General features: G+C 51.7%; 16 protein-coding genes, 4 pseudogenes and 1 riboswitch. Of the genes and pseudogenes, 13 read left to right on the top strand and 7 right to left on the bottom strand.

The features are described from left to right. Position 1 precedes the first annotated feature (1 nt). The 6 genes from thiH to GX659_02370 form a co-directional block, all read right to left on the bottom strand. A complete protein-coding gene (gene thiH, locus GX659_02395) occupies positions 2 to 1,099 on the bottom strand; it encodes a 2-iminoacetate synthase ThiH (protein ID NLD27638.1) in 1,098 nt (365 codons plus the stop codon). A 1-nt stretch (position 1,100) separates the two neighbouring features. Next, positions 1,101 to 1,874 (bottom strand): thiazole synthase, encoded by a 774-nt coding sequence (locus GX659_02390; GenBank protein ID NLD27637.1) that lies wholly within the window; start codon positions 1,872 to 1,874, stop codon positions 1,101 to 1,103. Next, positions 1,874 to 2,074 carry a sulfur carrier protein ThiS gene (gene thiS / locus GX659_02385; protein ID NLD27636.1) on the bottom strand — a complete coding sequence of 67 codons (201 nt, stop codon included), beginning with the start codon at positions 2,072 to 2,074 and terminating at the stop codon, positions 1,874 to 1,876. The genes GX659_02390 and thiS overlap by 1 nt, the downstream gene beginning before the upstream one ends. Positions 2,075 to 2,118: 44 nt before the next feature. Further along, positions 2,119 to 2,225, bottom strand: a riboswitch (TPP riboswitch). Positions 2,226 to 2,290: 65 nt separating this feature from the next. Then, a complete protein-coding gene (locus GX659_02380; protein ID NLD27635.1) occupies positions 2,291 to 2,962 on the bottom strand; it encodes a 3-oxoacid CoA-transferase subunit B in 672 nt (223 codons plus the stop codon). A gap of 18 nt (positions 2,963 to 2,980) precedes the next feature. Next, the gene (locus tag GX659_02375) at positions 2,981 to 3,676 is read right to left on the bottom strand and encodes a CoA transferase subunit A (protein ID NLD27634.1); all 696 of its coding nucleotides are present in this window, start codon (positions 3,674 to 3,676) and stop codon (positions 2,981 to 2,983) included. A gap of 26 nt (positions 3,677 to 3,702) precedes the next feature. Beyond that, entirely contained in the window at positions 3,703 to 4,485 is a 783-nt protein-coding gene (locus GX659_02370) for a hypothetical protein (protein NLD27633.1), read from the bottom strand. 182 nt (positions 4,486 to 4,667) lie between these two features. On the opposite strand from GX659_02370, the gene alr reads away from it, so the two are divergent. The 12 genes and pseudogenes from alr to GX659_02310 all read left to right on the top strand — a co-directional run bounded on the left by alr (position 4,668) and on the right by GX659_02310 (position 17,175). After that, positions 4,668 to 5,843, top strand: a complete 1,176-nt coding sequence (gene alr, locus GX659_02365) for an alanine racemase (protein NLD27632.1) — start codon at positions 4,668 to 4,670, stop codon at positions 5,841 to 5,843. A gap of 59 nt (positions 5,844 to 5,902) precedes the next feature. Then, positions 5,903 to 6,646, top strand: coding sequence for an ABC transporter permease (locus GX659_02360; protein NLD27631.1), 744 nt, complete (start codon positions 5,903 to 5,905; stop codon positions 6,644 to 6,646). Positions 6,647 to 6,665: 19 nt separating this feature from the next. Beyond that, complete coding sequence (locus GX659_02355) at positions 6,666 to 7,406, top strand: ABC transporter ATP-binding protein (GenBank protein ID NLD27630.1); 741 nt, start codon at positions 6,666 to 6,668, stop codon at positions 7,404 to 7,406. Between the two features lie 5 nt (positions 7,407 to 7,411). Next, the gene (locus GX659_02350) at positions 7,412 to 8,782 is read left to right on the top strand and encodes an MCE family protein (protein ID NLD27629.1); all 1,371 of its coding nucleotides are present in this window, start codon (positions 7,412 to 7,414) and stop codon (positions 8,780 to 8,782) included. Between the two features lie 34 nt (positions 8,783 to 8,816). Then, positions 8,817 to 10,394, top strand: a complete 1,578-nt coding sequence (purH, locus tag GX659_02345) for a bifunctional phosphoribosylaminoimidazolecarboxamide formyltransferase/IMP cyclohydrolase (GenBank protein NLD27628.1) — start codon at positions 8,817 to 8,819, stop codon at positions 10,392 to 10,394. A 27-nt stretch (positions 10,395 to 10,421) separates the two neighbouring features. Further along, positions 10,422 to 10,742: pseudogene (locus GX659_02340) on the top strand (hypothetical protein). Between the two features lie 72 nt (positions 10,743 to 10,814). After that, positions 10,815 to 11,036, top strand: a pseudogene (locus GX659_02335) (hypothetical protein). Positions 11,037 to 11,126: 90 nt separating this feature from the next. Beyond that, positions 11,127 to 11,189, top strand: a pseudogene (locus GX659_02330) (hypothetical protein). A gap of 63 nt (positions 11,190 to 11,252) precedes the next feature. Next, on the top strand, positions 11,253 to 14,099 hold the full coding sequence (locus GX659_02325; protein ID NLD27627.1) for a hypothetical protein: 2,847 nt from the start codon (positions 11,253 to 11,255) through the stop codon (positions 14,097 to 14,099). Positions 14,100 to 14,148: 49 nt separating this feature from the next. After that, positions 14,149 to 15,918 (top strand): annotated as a pseudogene (gene purD / locus GX659_02320) (phosphoribosylamine--glycine ligase). 2 nt (positions 15,919 to 15,920) lie between these two features. Further along, positions 15,921 to 16,556, top strand: coding sequence for a threonylcarbamoyl-AMP synthase (locus GX659_02315; protein NLD27626.1), 636 nt, complete (start codon positions 15,921 to 15,923; stop codon positions 16,554 to 16,556). 79 nt (positions 16,557 to 16,635) lie between these two features. After that, complete coding sequence (locus GX659_02310; protein ID NLD27625.1) at positions 16,636 to 17,175, top strand: methyltransferase; 540 nt, start codon at positions 16,636 to 16,638, stop codon at positions 17,173 to 17,175. On the opposite strand, the gene GX659_02305 is transcribed toward GX659_02310, so the two are convergent. After that, positions 17,172 to 17,645 (bottom strand): DUF721 domain-containing protein, encoded by a 474-nt coding sequence (locus GX659_02305; protein ID NLD27624.1) that lies wholly within the window; start codon positions 17,643 to 17,645, stop codon positions 17,172 to 17,174. The genes GX659_02310 and GX659_02305 overlap by 4 nt on opposite strands. A gap of 218 nt (positions 17,646 to 17,863) precedes the next feature. On the opposite strand from GX659_02305, the gene GX659_02300 reads away from it, so the two are divergent. Continuing rightward, positions 17,864 to 18,601 carry a hypothetical protein gene (locus GX659_02300; GenBank protein NLD27623.1) on the top strand — a complete coding sequence of 246 codons (738 nt, stop codon included), beginning with the start codon at positions 17,864 to 17,866 and terminating at the stop codon, positions 18,599 to 18,601. Positions 18,602 to 18,706: the final 105 nt, after the last annotated feature.

The raw sequence follows: 18,706 nt of genomic DNA, 5'->3' as shown, positions 1-18,706 counted from the left end.
GTTAGCCGTTGGTTCCAAATAAGTTGCTGTCCCAGTCCTTCCAGATCGGGTCATATCCCATTTCGATCAGAGAGGTTGCCACTTCGGAGGCCTTTCTGTGGTCTTCCATATGAAATTGCTCGCCGGATTTTTCTTGCGAGGTGTATCCTCCAGGCGATGTGCACGAGCCTGCGCTCATCTGGGTGACTCCGAGAGGAAGTAGGTTTCTTCTGAGATCGGCCGGCTCTCTCGTCGATAGGATGATTCCGCATCGCGGCAGCGCCAGCCTGAGGACGCAGATCATGTGAGCGAGATCTCTGTCTGTAACCGGGTTTGGCATTTTGAAGGATGATGAACAGTCCCTTATTCTGGGAACGCTTACCGTAACAAACGATCTCCAATGCTTTTTCATCATCTCTCTGGCGTGAGCGATCAGCGACAGGGCCTCCTGCCTCCAGTCGAAAAGTCCGAGGAGAGCTCCAAGCCCCAAAAATCTCATCCCCGCTGCACCGGCTGAATCCACGGATCTAAGCCTTGCCTCGAAAAATTTTTTGGGACCGCTGCGGTGGAATTTTTCGTAAGAGATGCGGTCGTAGGTCTCCTGATAAAGAGTCACACCATCGACGCCGGCCTCGGAAAGTTTTCGATACCCTGATTCGTCGAATGGCTGAACTTCTACAGACAGGCTTGCGCAAGAGGGACGAATCGATTTCGCGATTTCGCAGAGGGAATCGACGGTGACTGCCTTAGGGTCTTCGCCGGAGACAAGCAGCAGATGTCTATGGCCTGTCGATATCAGCGTCTCTGCCTCTTTTTTGACCTCATCGATCGAGAGGGTGCGCCTAGCGATTTTGCTGGACGCGTTGAATCCGCAGTAGAGGCATCCGTTTATACATTCGTTGGAGATGTAGATCGGCGCGTAGAGCTTTACGGTTCTGCCAAATATTTTACGCGTGAGCTCGTTCGCTGCGTGCGCGAGTGTTTCGAGATGTTCATCGGCAGAATGTGATAGCAGGACAGCGATTTCTCCGAGGGATAGAGATTCGCAGCTAATCCTCGAAAGCGCCGTTTCAAGCTCAGCTCGCTGAATTGTCGTAGTGTCGGTAGTTGGTCTCTTCACTTCATTCCCTGTTCAAAAAACCCGTTAACGGGCTGGATGCCGAGGCAGTTTCGCCTTGCGGACCGAGACCTGCCATATATGCCGATCTTCCGGCCTCGACTCCGAGGCGGAATGCCCTTGCCATCTCCGACTGATTCGATGCGACGGCGATTGCTGTGTTTACGAGCACGGCATCGGCTCCCATTTCCATTGCCTCGGCGGCGTGCGAAGGAGCGCCGAGTCCGGCGTCCACCACAACCGGTATGTTCGACTGATCTATTATCATAGCTATAGCGTCGCGCGTCTTTATTCCTCTGTTCGATCCGATTGGGCTGCCGAGCGGCATGACGGTGGCACAGCCTATCTCTTCGAGTTTTTTCGCCAGTATCGGATCGGCGTTTATGTACGGCAGGACTGTGAAGCCTTCTTTGACGAGGATCTCCGCCGCCTTGAATGTCTCAATTGGATCCGGCATCAGGTAGCGTGGTTCCGGAACGACTTCTAGTTTTACGAAATCGGAGAGCCCTGCTTCGCGGGCGAGTCTTGCGAGCATCACCGCCTCTTTGGCGTCTCTGGCTCCGGAGGTGTTGGGAAGAAGGGTGATCTTTTTTCTGTCGATGTATGACAGGATATCGCCATCCTCTTTGCTCAGATCGACGCGCCTGAGTGCAACGGTGGCTATCTGCGCTCCCGATGATTCAATCGCATCTCTCATCGAATCGTTGGATGGAAATTTTCCGGTGCCTATTAAGAGCCGCGAAGAGAATGTTTTTCCCGCTATTTTCAGTTCGTCCATCATCCCCCTCCGATCGCGCGCAGAAGATCGATTCTGTCCCCTGCATTAATCTTTTTTTCGTGGAATGTTTTTTTTGAGACGATTTCACCATTTATAGCCACTGCCGTCCCTCTTTCATCGATCCCGATTTCGGAAAGGAGGGCGGATAGGACGATTTCGTCGGAGATATCCTTTTCGTTTCCATTCAAGGTTATCTTCATGTGTGCAGCTCCAAATAAAAAACGCACCCTAAAACGGGTGCGCGATTTTGCTTCATTCGCTTCCCTTCGCCGGCATTACCCGGTTCAGGTTCCGAGGGTATCCCGCGCCTTTGCGCGTGATTCTCAGCTTACCGCACCCCTAGCGACAGTGGGTTTGCTGCTAACAGAGGGATTGTATTATGTCAACTCGATGATATTCTGTCGGGTGCGAATTGTTCATTCCGGAAGATGAAATACGCCAATCTTTTCAGGCAGGATGAGCTCTGCCTCGGTATTTTTGACTACCTCATCCACATTCGTCCAGTAGGCGACCTCTTCGAGAACGAGCCCCTTCTCGGTCACGCGCATGAATGCCATATCGGTTACGATGAGAGTGAGGCTTTTGTATCCCGTAAGAGGAAGGTCGCATTTTTTCACGACCTTGGATTTTCTATCCTTATCCACATGCTTTAGCGCTGCCACCACCTGCTTGGCACCGACAGCGAGATCCATCGCGCCACCCATGCCAGGGGTGAATTTGCCGGGGATCATCCAGTTGGCGATGCTTCCCTCCTGATCGACCTGAAGCGCTCCGAGGACGGTCATGCTAAGATGGCCGCCCCTGATGATAGCGAAACTCGTGGCGGAATCGACGTAGCTTGCACCTTTCATCGCGGTGATGGATGACCCTCCTGCGTTTATCATGTCCGGATCTTCCCCGCTGACTTTTGGGCGCGGCCCCATTCCTATGATTCCGTTTTCGCTGTGGATCATCACGTGCACGCCTTTTGGAAGATGATTTGGTATTGCGGTAGGATAGCCGATGCCGAGATTCACGGTGTAACCATCCTTCATCTCTTGTGCGATCCTTCCGGCGATCAGCGCCATTTCCTGTTCTTTTGTCAGCATCTTTTTCTCCGGAAAATATTATTGAGGTCTCTTCATCATCTCGATGCGTTCCTCGCGCGTGCGTTTTTTGCTTTTAACTATGTAGTCGACAAAAAGGCCGGGAGTAACGACATCCTCCGGGTCGATTGCGCCGACTTCCACGATATCATCTACCTCCGCTATGACGACATCGGCTGCCGTTGCCATGACCGGATTCGCGTTTCTAGATGTCTTGCTGTAGGTGAGGTTGCCGAGTTTGTCCGCCTTTGCCGCCTTCACGAACGCAAAATTTCCGCGGATAGGTTTTTCAAGGATGAATTTTTTCCCATCGACTTCGAGAGTTTCCCTCTGTTCTTCTATTACCGTACCAATTCCGGTTGGAGTGAGAAAGCCGCCTAGACCGGCGCCGCCGGCCCGGACGCGTTCTAGCAGTGAGCCCTGAGGGTTGAATTCTATGCCGAGTTCTTTTGAGGCGTATTGCGATTGCGCCGCCTTGTTACCGCCATTCCAGGAAATCTGTGCGCGCTTTACCTGGCCGCTGTTGAAGAGTTTGCCGATGCCTTTTTCGTCCCAGTCTGTGGATATGGCGACGATCTGTAAATTTTTTGTGCCAGTTTCCACCAATGCGTCGATGAGATCCTGCGCCGCTCCGGCGCACAGGAAGGTGCCAAAAAGTATCTTGTCCCCTTCATTGACCATCGCCGCAGCTTCTTTTGCCGTGATTATTTTGGACATTTTCCCGCTCCGCGGTTGCAATTGTTTCAGAGTTTTTTGGATTTAAGATCGAAACTTTCCCCAGGTGCAAGTATATGAACCCTATTTTGTAAATCTGGGTTCGATGCGACTATGGATGAAAGCCTTTCCTTTGGCGCCTCAGGTTTTTCCATCGAAAGCCTGAAGGTTCCATGGCAGATAGGTATCATATCGCCGGTTCGCAGGTCTTCGGATGCCGCGACCGCCTCTTCCGGCGTCATGTGAAGATTCTTCATCATCCACTTCGGCTCATAAGCCCCGATCGGAAGGAGGGCCGCGTCTATCCTACAGATGTCGGAGGCCTCCTTGAAATGGTCGCCGTAGGCTGAATCGCCGCAGAAATATACCGCCCGGTCGCCATCGGTGCTTCTTATCAGATAGGCGCTCGCTCCCCTATACCTGATCGGGAAGAATTTGAAAAACGGGGCTCTAACCGGAAGCGCTGTTACCGTGATTCCATTGTGAAGCTCGTGCGACGAGAAATGCGACAGCTCGATTACCGGATTTGGGATGAACTGTCCCACCGCTCGTTCCGTTCCGTCGGGGACTATGATCGGCGTCTTGCAGGATATGTACTTGTAGCTCGAGACGTCGAAGTGGCCGCAGTGGACGTGACTCAAAAGCACCAAGTCGAAGTCGGGTAACCTCCATGGTTCGACTGGGAGAGGGATCAGTCTCCTCTGCGTGAAGATTCGATTTCTGAAATGAGGGTCGGTTATTATAGAACTCTCCCCAAACCTAATGATATTTGTAGCATGTCCGATGTAAGTGCATGAAATGGAATGATTCATAGTTTCCGCTTTCTACGATTAGGATCCCCTGAATGCAATATGAAAGTTCCGTCTGAAGTCTCCTTCATGCCCGGAGTTCATGATAAATTTTTCCACCTTGGGCAATGATTATTTTTGACAAGGCAAAATGACGTTGTTAGAAGCGACAAACCCTTAAATTTTCAAGGAAAACATCAGCCGCGATGATTCAGAGAAATGAAATTCCCACGTTCAGACCTACATGGGCAACTGTGGATCTTGATGCCCTCAGGTACAATTTTGGACTGCTCCGACGATCGCTTCCGTCCGGAACCGAAATAATGGTGATGATCAAGGCCGATGCGTATGGTCACGGTGCCTTGCCTGTGGCTAAGGTGCTAGAAAATGACGGGGCCAGGGCCTTTGGTGTGGCGACGGTGGAAGAGGGGCTCGAGCTTCGAAAAAACGGAATTAAAAAACAAATTTTGGTGATGGGCGGACTTTTAGGAGCTGGGGCGCCAGCTTCGAAGGTGATGGTCGAGTGCGATCTTACTCCGGTCATACACTCGCACGGGGTTATAGCTCCGCTCGAAGATAACGCCAAGGAATTCGGGAAAAAAATCCCCGTTCATCTAAAGATCGATACCGGAATGAGCAGGCTAGGGGTCCGGCCGGAGTCGCTTGATTCCGTCCTTTCAAGGCTGGCCTCTTCGCAGAACCTCTATCTTGAGGGTGTCATGACCCATTTCATGGATGCCGACGATGGCCCATTGTCGCGCGAGCAGTTTGATATATTCCTTCAATGCAAGCAGCGAATAGAGGCGAGCGTTGGCAGGGTTAAAATATGGCACATGGCCAACAGCCAGGGAATAACGAATTCAAGGGGGGTGGAGATTCCCGGTGCCGACGAGGTGTGGGTGCGTCCCGGCCTTACCCTTTTTGGAGGCATGGATGATGCCAGTTTCTCCAGCGATCGGCTGCTTCCCGTGATGGGGCTTGCGAGTCGAGTAGTGCTCCTCAAGCATGTTCCTGAAGGGGCGCGCGTCAGTTATTCCGGAATATTCGTCACTCAGAGGAAAACCCGCCTGGCGATAGTGCCCATAGGTTATGCCGATGGCTATCCGTGGGCGCTCACCGGAAAGGCGAGCGTGCTCATTCGCGGGGTTCGTGCGCCGGTGGTCGGGAGGGTTACCATGGATATGACAATAGTCGATGTTACGGATATCGAAGGGGTTGAAATTCATGACGAGGTGGTTTTGATGGGCAGTCAAGGCAGCGACTGCATATCGATGAATGATTTGGCCAGGTGGGCCGAAACTATTCCGTACGAGATCCTTTGTGGAATATCCAAGCGTATGCCGCGCGTTTATTCAGGTGAGAATCCATGCAAAGAATTATAGCTCATATGCTGGATTTTTCTTTTTCCTTTCTGGAGAGGACAGGCTCTTGCCTCATTTCAATGTGCGCAGGCCTTGGCGACTGGTGCCGTTTTGTGTGGGACTCCCTTCAGTGGTCTGTTCGGAAGCCATTTAGAGCCGATCAGGTTTTGAAACAAATGGAGTTCGTCGGCGTCAAATCCATTTGGATCATAGCTCTCACCTCATTTTTTACGGGGGCGGTTTTTGCCCTTCAGACCGGCAAAGTGTATGCTCTTTTCAACATGGAGAGCATGGTGGGTGCGACGGTTGCGATGTCGCTCGCAAGGGAGATAGCTCCTGTCTTTACAGCCATAATGATAACTGCTCGAGCCTGTTCGTCCATGGCGGCTGAGCTCGGAACGATGCGCGTCACCGAGCAAATCGATGCCCTCGAGACGATGGCTGTCAGCCCGCTTCAGTACCTGGTCGTTCCCAGGATAATAGCGTGTTCGGTCATGGTTCCCATGTTGACGATGGTCTACAATTACATAGGCGTGGTAGGCTCTTACATCGTGAGTATATATCTGCTCGGGATAGACGCGGGGCCTTTTTTTGGAAGGATGTATTATTACGTCGATGCCGACGACATATACGGGGGGCTCATAAAAGCGGCGATATTCGGGTTTTTGATCGCCGCCATCAGCTGTTATATGGGGTTTAATACGAGGGGTGGCGCTAAAGGCGTTGGGCGAGCGACCACTCGTGCGGTCGTCTTTTCGGCCGTTACCGTCCTTGTGACAGATTATTTCCTGACTACGTGGATAATAGAATATATTTCGAAATAGCCTGGAGCGAAGCGAGAATATGATTGAGATAAAGGAAATATACAAATCCTTCGGATCACAGCAGGTCCTTAAAGGGCTGTCGCTATCCATCCCTGAGGGGAAGGTTACCGTGATCATCGGCTCTTCCGGTTCAGGCAAAACGGTCTTGCTTCGCCACATAATAGGGCTTCTTAGGCCTGATCGCGGAACGGTGACGGTTGATGGATGCGATCTCGGATCTCTCAGCAGCGATAAACTGAACGAATTCAGGCGAAGGTTCGGAATGCTTTTTCAGAACGCTGCGCTCTTTGATTCCATGAGCGTCTACGACAATATCGCCTTTCCCATAGTAGAGAGGTACAGGGGAGGAAGACTTCCCGATGTCGATTCTATCGTTAAAGATAAACTTCGCTTGGTCGGTTTGCCAGGGATAGAGCACAAGATGCCGTCCGAGCTTTCAGGCGGGATGAGGAAAAGGGTGGGTCTTGCCAGGGCTATAGCTCTGGAACCATCGATAATTCTGTACGACGAGCCTACGACGGGGCTGGATCCGATTATGACGCTTGCTATTGACAACCTGATTTTCTCCATGCAACAAGAACTTCGCGTGACTTCGGTCGTTATAAGTCATGATATTGATTCGGCATTTCGCATAGCCGATCAGATAGCGATGATACACGATGGAAGGATAATCGAATCGGGAACGCCCGATGAGATGAGGCGTTCCAAGAACCCGGCGGTTGTGGAATTTCTCAGTGTAGGAACTAGGCGTGCAGGCTAGGGGGAATGGTGAGGAATCTCTCGTTGGAAGTTAAGGTTGGAATATTCGCTGTCGCGGTCATCCTCGTGCTCGCATGGGCTACTATCCGCGTAAGCGAGAAAACCTCTGTCAGCGGTTACGGTGGCTACGATCTCACCGCTGTGTTCGACAATGCGACCGGCCTCAAAGTGAAGGCTCCGGTTGAGCTGGCCGGGGTGAAGGTCGGTGTGGTGCGCAACGTCGAGCTTCTAGATTCCAGGCGAGCAAAGGTGCTGCTCCTGATGGACAAGGCGGTCAGGCTCCCGGCCGATTCGCAGGCAGTTCTCAGGACCAGGGGCTTTCTAGGCGACACATACGTTGAAATAATTCCTGGCTCGCAGGGGGCGCCCCTTCTTTCCAAGGATTCCCAAATAGAATTTACCGGGCGGACCGGGGATATAAACTCATTGGTCGGCCAGTTCTCTTCCATCGCGACAGATGTCAAACAGATGACCTCCTCGCTCAAGACGATGATCGGTGACAATCAGGACTATCCTATCAACAGGATAGTCTCCAATCTGGAGGAGTTCACCAGGTCGATTCGCGACATAACGATTCAGAATCAGCAGAATATCGATAGGGTTGCGATGAATCTTGCGGAGATGACCGACCAGCTTCGTGAAATAGTCGCAAAGGGAAGGGTAGATGTTGAGGAGTCGATGGAAAATATCGCCTCCATCACTCGAAAGATAGACGCAGGTGAGGGGACGATCGGAAAACTCGTGAACGATGATGAAACGGTCAACAAGCTCAACAAGGCTGTCGACAACCTGAATGAAACGCTTGGAGGATTCAGATCGCTCGAGATGGAGATCGGTTACAAGGCGGAATATCTCACTCAGAGCAGGGACTTTAAGAGCTACGTCGATCTCGCACTCAGGCCTTCGCCTGACAAGGCGCTGCTTCTCGGCTTAGTCGCCGATCCGGACCCGCGTCCGAGATACTCTGAAACGACGACCACTATAAGCACCGGCGGGAGGTCGACTACCGTAACCACACATAATGCGACGATCGACCGCGATAAAATCAGGTTTTCCGCGCAGCTCGCCAAGAGCTTCTATGACTTCAGGATCAGGGGAGGGCTTATCGAATCCAGCGGAGGCTTCGGCATAGATTATTTTCAGGGGCCGATTCAGCTTTCATTTTCCGCGTACGATTTTTCAACACAATTTGGCGAGAAACCTCATCTAAAAGCCAGCGCAGATCTGAATATTACGCCCAACATATATGTTTCAGGCGGTGCAGATGATATCATAAGAACGAACGGGCCGAGACCCGAATGGTTTCTCGGCGCTGGTTTCAAATTCGTGGATGACGATTTCAAGAAGTATCTCGGTGCCAGCAGCCTTGTGAAGTGATCTCGACTACAAGAAAAATTCAAGGGAGATTCAGGTGGCCAAGATAAAAAGAGCGTTGATGAGCGTGTATGACAAAACTGGCATAGTTGAATTTGCCAGATCTCTATCGAAGATGGGCGTCGAGATCCTCTCGACGGGCGGCACCTACTCCGTACTCAGCAAGGAAGGGATACCTGTCAAAGAAGTTTCCGATTACACAGGATCCCCCGAGATTCTGGACGGCAGGCTGAAAACTCTTCATCCGAAGATTCATGGAGGAGTTCTCGCTATAAGGGAAAACAACAAACATTCCATGGAGCTTGAGGCCAACGGCATCGGATACATCGATATGATGGTGGTAAACCTCTATCCTTTCGAGGCGACCATCGCCAAACCGGGATGCAAGTTCGAAGAGGCGATAGAGAATATAGATATAGGTGGTCCCACCATGATAAGGGCGGCAGCCAAAAATCATCAGGATGTGGCTGTCGTCACCGACCCCGCGGATTACGCAGCAATAGTTTCGGAGATGGATTCCGGCGACGGCGAACTTTCCCGGGAGAGACTCTTTGCGCTCGCAAAAAAGGCATTCACAACGACGGCGTCATACGACTCTGCGATCATAAACTACCTCACCGCTTGGAACGATGCCAAACAGCGCACGGAGATTCCAACCAGTATAGGCATGACCTATGATCTGGTCTCCGGCCTGCGATACGGCGAGAATCCGCATCAGAACGCGGCTTTTTACAAAAGGCGCGGGCTGGTCCACCCTTTCTCTATCGCAGATGCAAAGCAGCTTCAGGGGAAGGAGCTTTCATACAATAATATAATGGATGCCGATGCGGTTCTGGGGATGCTTCTGGAATTTAGGTATGCGCCATTTGCGGCGGTGGTTGTCAAACACGCCAATCCATGCGGTGCTGCGATTTCAGAGAGTTCCGTCTCCGATGCCCTGGCTAAAGCTATCGCCTGCGATCCCACTTCTTCATTCGGTGGAATAATAGGTCTGACCAAGTCTGTCGATGAAACCGCGGCGAAGATTATCGCTGAAAGTTTTTTTGAGGTCGTCGTGGCTCCTTCGTTCGATGAGAGCTCCAAAGTAATTCTTTCAAAGAAGAAAAAGCTTTGTTTGCTGGCCCTTCCGTCACTTGCGGAAAGCTCTCCAGAACCGAAAGGGTGGCATTTGCGCGATGTTCGCGGAGGGATGCTGGTCCAGGAGAGGGATGTTTCGGATGAGATAGTGTCAGCCGCTAAGGTGGTGACCAAACGGCCTCCGACCGCCGATGAAGTGGCCGCCCTTGAGTTCGCCTGGAGAATTTGCAAGCACGTAAAATCCAACGCGATAGTCTTTGCAGGGAAAGATAGAACGATAGGCATAGGCGCCGGACAGATGAGTCGCGTAGATTCGTCAAAGATTGCCGTGATGAAGGCGATGAGTCCGCTTGCAGGTTCGGTTATCGCTTCCGACGCATTTTTCCCATTCAGGGACGGAGTGGATACTGCCGCTGCCGCGGGAGCGCGTGCGATAGTGCAGCCCGGCGGTTCGATACGCGACGAGGAAGTTATCGCTGCCGCGGACGAACATGACATGGCGATGCTCTTTACAGGGGTTAGGCATTTTAGGCACTGAACACTTCTAATTCATGATGGGGAGCCGATGTTGCGAAGGCAAAACTTACATTCGGTTCTGGCGGCGGTCGTCATTCTGGCCGCAACAATCCTTTCACAGCACTCCTTTGCACAGGAGGAAACAGCTCAAAAGTGTGCGCCCGGCTATGGCTTTGATGAGGGGAAAAACTCATGCATCGCGTGTAATCAGCCGTGTGACACTGGTCTGCATGGTATCTGCCGTCGTGGAATATTCGAGTGCGGAGCCGAAAAATCCGTATGCCGCTCTGCGATTAATCCCGGTGAAAGGATGGAAATTTGCAACGGTGAGGATGATAACTGCGATGGCAGGGTAGATGAGGGTTTTGATAAGGATGGGGATGGATTTACCACCTGCGGCGGCGATTGTAACGACAGGGATGCAACGGTATATCCGGACGCTATCGAGCGATGCAACGGCAAGGATGACAACTGCAACGGGCTCATAGATGAAGGTTTCAATGTAGGGGGATTTTGTACCGCGGGGCTTGGCGAATGTGCTGTGCAAGGCAAGCTGAAGTGCAGCAGCTCTGGACTTGAATCGTTTTGCGATGCGGAGCCAAAACCGCCTTCAAGAGAGATCTGTAATGGCAAGGACGATGACTGCAACGGCCTTATAGATGACGCGCTTGGCACTGTCGTTTGCGGGGTCGGAGCATGTCGTACAGAAGTTTCTGCGTGCATAGATGGTAGGGAAGTCGAGTGTATTCCGGGCATGCCCGGCGAAGAACTTTGCGGTGATAAAATAGACAATGATTGTGATGGCCGGATAGATGAAGGATTTGAAGCCCTCGGTTCGACATGTTCAGCAGGAATAGGGGCCTGCAAGCGCGATGGCAAGATGGTCTGCTCGGAAGATAAGCTGTCACTGATATGCGATGCGGTGGCTGGGGAGCCGGGTCCAGAACTTTGCGGAAACGGGATAGATGACGATTGCGACGGAGTTGTCGATTCCGATGCAGAGGGGCTTGGAGATCCATGTGATAACGGCCTTCTCGGCGCATGCCGTCGTGAGGGATTTCTCATCTGCGGGAAGTCCGAGGGTGAGCTCGTGTGCAATGCCCCTTTGGTGGAACCGTCGCCGGAGGTTTGCAACGGAGTGGACGACGATTGCGATGGCCAGATCGATGAGGGGGTTCTCAACGTATGTGGGGGATGTGGTGAACTGCCGGGAATTCCGGGTGAAAGATGCCAAGGGCAGGAGGGGGACGAGTGCTCGATGGGCGTGTGGGCTTGCAGCGACGATTCCGCTTCCGGGATGGAGTGTGCGATAGACCCTAAACTCACCGATGGAATTGCTTGCTCCAGCGATGGCAACATTTGCACGCAGGATATCTGCAAGATGGGCGTGTGTTCCCATCCTCCGGTTTTGGGTGTTGTGCCGTGCGATGATATGAATTCATGCACTACCGATGATATCTGCATTGGGGGGGTATGCGTCGGAGGCACGCAGCTTTCGTGTGACGATGGAAACAAGTGCACGGCCGATTTTTGCGACCACGTCAGGGGATGTTATCACAACGCTATAGAGGGTGGAGTGGAAAATGCCTGCGGAGGTTGCGGAGTTTTGAAGCATTCGCCTGGTGAAGACTGCATCGTAGATGGAAAGCTTGGCGCTTGCGCAAATGGAAAGTTTCTATGTCAGCCGGAAGGAACGATCACCTGCGTTCAGGTGAATTTCCCAAAGAGCGAGGAATGTAATCTCATAGATGATGATTGTGACGGCGATATTGACGAGGGGTTTGGCCAGACAACTTGTGGAGTCGGAGCGTGTGAGGTCACAGTCGAAAACTGCTTCAAAGGGGAAAAATTGAGCTGCATTCCCAAAAATCCTGCAGTGGAGACATGCTCCAATCCCGGTGTCGACGATGATTGCAATGGAGTCGTCGATGATATCGCTTCGCTGAACGAGCACTGTCCTGTGGCTGTCGGCACCTGCATAATCAGGGGGATGAAGCGCTGCCTTGGGGATGCGGAGTATCCTGTATGTGTAGCGCTAAATCCACGCGATGCAGAGGATGATGATGGAGATGGAATACCGAACTACTGCGATTATGGGGATACCTTCGTTGCGGGTATCGACGCGGAAATTTCGGGGGTATCGGAGGGCGCATATCCTTCGAGTCAGCGTCTCTATAATGCTGGAAAGACCAGAGCAGCGATTTTGCCATGGCAGAATGTTCATTCTTCCCTGGTGCTCTCTCCTCGTCGCAGGGATCAGGCGATGCTGATTATCGCGGGCTCAAATGGGGAAGTCGGCGGTCTTTCCGCTATTCAGGCCAAAGGGATAAGTCCGGGAGCGATAATAGAATTCAAGAGTTGCCGAGCTCGTGACGGGGCGACTCCTCACAAGATCCTGGCCACAGGGGATATAGTGGATGTGGTGGCTTCAACCAGGCGTTCCTATCTTTTATTCCCCAAAATAGCGACGCAAATTCCTTCTTCCGCTGCGGGCGAGGGCGGATGCCTTCTCAAGGATTCCAATATCTTTGTGCAGGATTTTAGAATGGTAAATGACGCGAAGGGCGAAATCTCCTGCGCTGTTGAAAGGATTTTCGATATAGCTGCGGTGGCCAAGTCTCCATATTCCTTTGCAGGCCTCGTCAGTTGCTCGATTCCAAGTGGATCGATTTTAAAGAAAGACAGGCATTTATTGGGGATGGATCTTTTCGCCAGGCGTTCGGATGGAACATTTTCTCATCGCTTCGTCCCTGTAAAATTTCTGGATGCGAAGGCCGATGCTGGATTCATATCCGTCGGGGCGGCCGGTATCGTTATCGTTGCTCAAGCTCATGGGGTGCTCGTCGCGGGCCAATGCGGCGCGGATGATGAAAATTTTTCATGCTGGCATGATGACCTTGGCAAACGGCACAGCTCAGTAGTCGCGTTGATTCAATTAACCGATTCAGAGGATAAAAAGGCAATTGCTATCATGGATAATGGCGAATCGGTATTTCTCCTGCCGGATTCGAAGTCGAAGAAGATGCGCATATCAAAGGCGGGTAATCTTTTGTCAGGCGGTGACGGGGAGATTACCTTCGTGAGCGAGTTTCCGAGGCAGACGGACAGAAGCCCGGTTTTAATCTATGGAACTAAATCCGGGGTAGAGGCGGCTGCAGTAATGGCATCATCTGATGGCTCTCAGCTTTTAAGGCCCATGCGCATTCCGCCTGTGGTGCCTGAGTCAGGTGCTGACGGAATTGTGTCGGGAGAGAAGATGTCGTTCGATAGGCCTCATGCGTTTGCTAACCTTCCGCTTAAAGATTTCGGGGGGATGGATCTTTTCGCTGCCTTCGAAATAAAAAAAGGGAAATCTAAAATAGGTGAGATGGGATTTTTCTACTGGAATACCAATGAGCCGCCATCGGGCTCGGTAGGTGATATCGTTTTTAACGGGGAAAGAGGCGTTCTCGATCTGGCGTTTGAGGATCCTTCATCCGACAAACTGAGCTACAGGGCAAAGATAAAAGCCAAGCATGGGGGCTCCCTCGATTCATGGCTAGATGGAATCTCCCCTGGCAAGCTCAAGTTCTCAGTGAAGGGTGACAGGAGCGCTGTTGGGGTCTGGCCGGTAACCATATTTGTCGAGGTCTCGGATCCGGGAGGACTCGTGAGTACTTCGAGCATCGTCTTGCGCCAGGACGGCTCGGTGGAAAAGATAAGCGAGACCAGTTCTGTTTCGGATTGATTTTACCCGCGGCAGATGATTTAAGACGCTGCTCTCTGGGAGGTTTTGGATGGACATACTTGTAGTCGGCGGCGGGGGTCGTGAACACGCATTGGTTTGGAAAATAAGCCAGTCGAGCAGGGCCGGAAGGATATACTGCGCTCCGGGCAATCCCGGCATATCTAAAATAGCTGAATGTGTGGAAATAGCCGCCGATGATATCCAAGCCCTTTTGTCCTTTGCCAAATCAAAAAAAATAGGGATGACGGTGGTCGGCCCTGAGGCGCCCCTCTCCGCTGGAATAGTTGACGCATTCAAACGAGCCGGGCTGAAGATATTCGGACCGACCAGGGAGGCTGCAGAGCTGGAGAGCTCCAAGGTGTTTGCGAAGGATTTCTGTGTTCGCTATAATATTCCAACTGCAAGGGCAGAGAGCTTCACCGATCCACAGGAAGCTAAAAGATTTCTTCTAAATTTTTCATTTCCAGCGGTGGTAAAGGCGGATGGTCTCGCTTCCGGGAAAGGTGTGGTCATTTGTCGGAATATCGACGAGGCTTCGCGTGCGGTTGATGATATGATGGTCGCTGCGAAGTTCGGGTCGTCCGGCAAAAGAATTATTATCGAGGAATTTCTCCGCGGCGTCGAAGCCTCCTTCATAGCGATATGCGACGGCAACCACGTACTTCCACTTGACGGTTCACAGGATCATAAGGCCGCCTACGATGGTGACCTTGGTCCCAATACAGGAGGGATGGGGGCTATATCGCCCGCCGGAGTCTTGACCGGAAAAATGGTCGAAAAGGTGATGGAAAAAATTATATTGCCGACCTCCCGCGGCATGGTCACCGAGGGGAGGCCCTTTGTCGGCGTACTCTATGCCGGTTTGATGATAGACGGTGATGATGCCAAGGTGCTGGAGTACAACGTCCGTTTTGGAGATCCGGAGACGCAGGCGCTTTTGATGAGACTGAAGACCGACATAGTGGAAATTTTCGATGCAGCCATCACCGGTGATCTCGATAAAGTTTCAATGACTTGGGATCCGAGGCACGCCGTTTGCGTAGTTATGGCTGCGCAGGGGTATCCCGGCGACTGCAGAAAAGGGGCGGTGATATCAGGCCTCGATGAAGCTGGAGATCTTCCCGATACCTTCGTATTCCACGCCGGCACTAAGCTCGTCGATGGCGATGTCACTACCAATGGCGGCAGGGTGCTCGGCGTCACCGCCCTCGGAAGCGATGCGGGCAGTGCGATAAAAAATGTGTATGATGCAGTTTCTAAGATTTCATTCGAGGGGGGATTTTTCAGGAAAGATATAGGAAGTAAATCCATAAAGGGGTGAAGGATGGCTAATGCGAAAGTTCTTGTAGTTATGGGCAGCTCCAGCGATTTTCCAGTGATGGAGGAGTCGAGAAAACTCCTAAACGAGCTTGGAATAGAATGCAGGATGTCGATAGCTTCCGCTCATAGGACGCCGGCAAAGGTCGAAAAGCTGGCTTCTTCCGCAGCTTCTGATGGCGTCAAGGTGATCATCGCCGGCGCAGGTTATGCCGCCCACCTGGCAGGAAACCTTGCTGCGCACACCATACTTCCGATCATAGGTGTTCCGCTTGAAGGTTCTTCGCTAGGCGGACTCGATTCGCTTATCGCCACAGTGCAGATGCCGGGAGGGGTGCCGGTGGCGACCGTGACCATAGGCAAGACTGGCGCCAAGAATGCGGCAGTTCTTGCCGCTCAGATCATAGCTCTTTCCGATAAGTCGCTTGCTGAAAAATTGACTGCGTACAAGAAATCCATGGCCGACGGAGTTGAAGCCGCCGACAAAAATTTGAATTCATAAATATGACCGAGATAATAAGCATAGATTCGAGACATCCCGATCGAAATGAGATTTCAAGGGCTGTCGAGTTTTTGAAGTCGGGCCAGGTTATAGCCTATCCGACTGAGACGATATACGGGCTCGGGGCTGACGCGCTTAGCAGGAAAGCGGTCAAAAGGATCTACGACCTCAAGTCGCGCGACTACGGTTTGCCGATTTCGATTCTGGTCGCAGATCTCAAGATGTTGCGGACGGTAGTGGCTTTCGTCCCCGACCGGACTTTGCCTCTCATGCGAAAATACTGGCCGGGTCCGCTTACTATCCTGTTTCCCGTTTCCGACATAATCCCGAAGGGATTTGTCACAAACACAGGGAAGATCGGCATAAGGGTTTCGTCACATCCGGTAGCGGCCGCGCTGGTGGAATCCTTTGGCGGGCCGATTACAACGACAAGCGCCAACCTGTCGGGGTTTCCTCCATCTCTTTCCGTAAAGCACGTGCGAAAATACTTCGGCGAAAAGCTGCCATGCATAGTCGACGGCGGCGAATGCGAGCCATCTCGTGGATCGACAGTAGTTGATATTGCAGATGAGTCCATGAGGATTATACGTGAAGGCGCAATTTCAGCGGACGAAGTGATAAGATGTTTCCAAAACTAAAATGATCGAAACCACCTCGGAATATTTTGAAAGCTCTGACGTTGAGATCCGTCAACCGCTGAGAGGCTATCGCTATGGCATGGACTCCCTTGCTCTCGCTAAATTCGTAGAACTTCGTGATGGGGAAAGGGTAGTGGAATTTGGCGCCGGGGTGGGTGTAATTTCTATTTTATTGGCGGCGAGGAGCAAGCCATTATCTTTTTCGTGTGTCGAAATACAGAAATCGCTTTTTGATATCATGAAGGGGAATGTTTCAGCTAATGGCCTCGATAAAATCATTTCGTGCGTGTGCGGGGACTTTAGAGAATTTGCCCTTAAAAATAGGGAAAGATTTGACCACCTCATCGCAAACCCTCCGTTCCACAGGGCTTTTAGCGGGCGGCTTTCCCCTGATCCTCAGAGGGCCGCTGCGAGGCATGAGCTGAATGGAACTATCGAGGATCTGGTGGCTTCGGCTAGAATTGTCCTTTCAGGGGGCGGAAAATTTTCGATCGTATTTATCAACTCCCGGAGGGGTGAATTGGATCGCATAGCTGCAAAATATGGTTTTGAATTGAATCGCGATGACGACTCTTTGGATGGCATCTTCATGGCGCAGTATTCGAAACGAATCGGCTAGCGCATCCTCTTAAAGCTTCGCTTCATGGCCGATTCGGCGATGCTCTTTGTTTCTGGATCTGATATCTCATCGGCTGCGATTTTGATAAAGTCGAGTTCCTCCTCCGTGAGATTTCTTTCCCTTGAGGCATTCTCCTCCGAATTTTTCTCGGACGACATTCTCCTGATCTCGCCGATCTCAAATTTTAGATCCTGTATTTTTAGTTCGGGGATGCGCGCCCCGATTTTTTTTGTGATTTCTTTTTTAAAATACACGAGCTCGTTCATCCATGAGGATCCATCGACGCGAACCAGGAGTGTTTTACCGAGGAGTCTTTCGGGAGATGTATGGGCGCAGATCGCTGGACCGACTATTTCAGGCCACGCCTTGGTGAGCCTGTAAATGTCCATTCGCCTTTCGATATTCATCTTCCTGGCGTTTTTGCCGATTATGGAAGCGATGCTGCTGGGTTGTGATCTCTTTCGCTTCATACCGAACCCCCTGTATCAGCCTTTAAACCTCCCATCAACGGCTCCTTTCATACCCCATTCTGATCAAGGGGGAGTCAAAAAATTGACTTATCGGGCAGCTTTTACACCCCTCCGTCATTGGTGTGCTTTAAAAAGACCTTGTAAGTCAATATGTTATGTTTTTAAAGTTTTGGCACGGAAGATGCTCGTGATACGGGTTACTTCGAAGGGGGAAAAAAATGAAAATCAAATTTTATCTCGTTCTTTTCCTGGCGGCCGTTTTGGCGATCTCCTCTTGTGGCGGCGCCTCTACCTCTAATAGCGATACCGAACTCCCGAGCGGCGGCGGGGAATTATTGTTGATCTCAGATGCCTTTGGTTCGGATGGGATTATGAGGCTTAAGTTTGGGGAATCCTTTTCATTCTCCGTATCCTACAATGGCGAAAAGCGGAGCGACTTTGGTTGTGAAATACTTGATGCGGATGATCAGCCTGTCGCATCCGGCGCTGGTGCGTTGGTATGCGAGGGGGGCGAAGGACGATTTACCGCTCCCCACTCTGTTCCAACGGCGGGTTCCTACCTGAAGCTGCGGGTTTCGGTGAGGCTTCTCAGCATAACGCTACAGAGCGACCTTTCCAAATCCTCCGGGGAGGTTACAGCTGACATTGAGATACTGCTTCCCTGCGAATACACCTCCAATTGCACCGCTCCCTCTGCCTCTCTGTGCATGTATTCCCAATGCGTTGCCTATTCGCATATAGGTGTAGATCCTTCGCAGGACTCATGCGATAGAGATTCAGCCTGCTCCGGCGAGGAGGTGTGTCTCTCCTTTGACAGAGACGCCTGCGGTAGGCGCTACTGCGCCAACCCGTGGGATGTTTTTACCCTCAGTATAGCTGACTGCGAGGAGGAGGGTGGCGTGCTGGTCAGCCCGGATGATACGCATCAGATCTGTATAACGGTCGGCGAAATCTGAACAGAAAAAACGGGGTTGATAAGTGGACTCAAGGGGTCTTAAGTGAGCCCCGGAAAGGAGTCCATGATGACGCGGAGGAAACGCAAGACCTATGACGATGCCTTT

The sequence above is a fragment of the Myxococcales bacterium genome, from assembly GCA_012513515.1.
Lineage (GTDB): Bacteria > UBA10199 > UBA10199 > 2-02-FULL-44-16 > JAAZCA01 > JAAZCA01.
The sequence above is the reverse complement of the archived record's forward strand: the minus strand, read 5'-3'. Positions and strand labels throughout refer to the sequence as shown.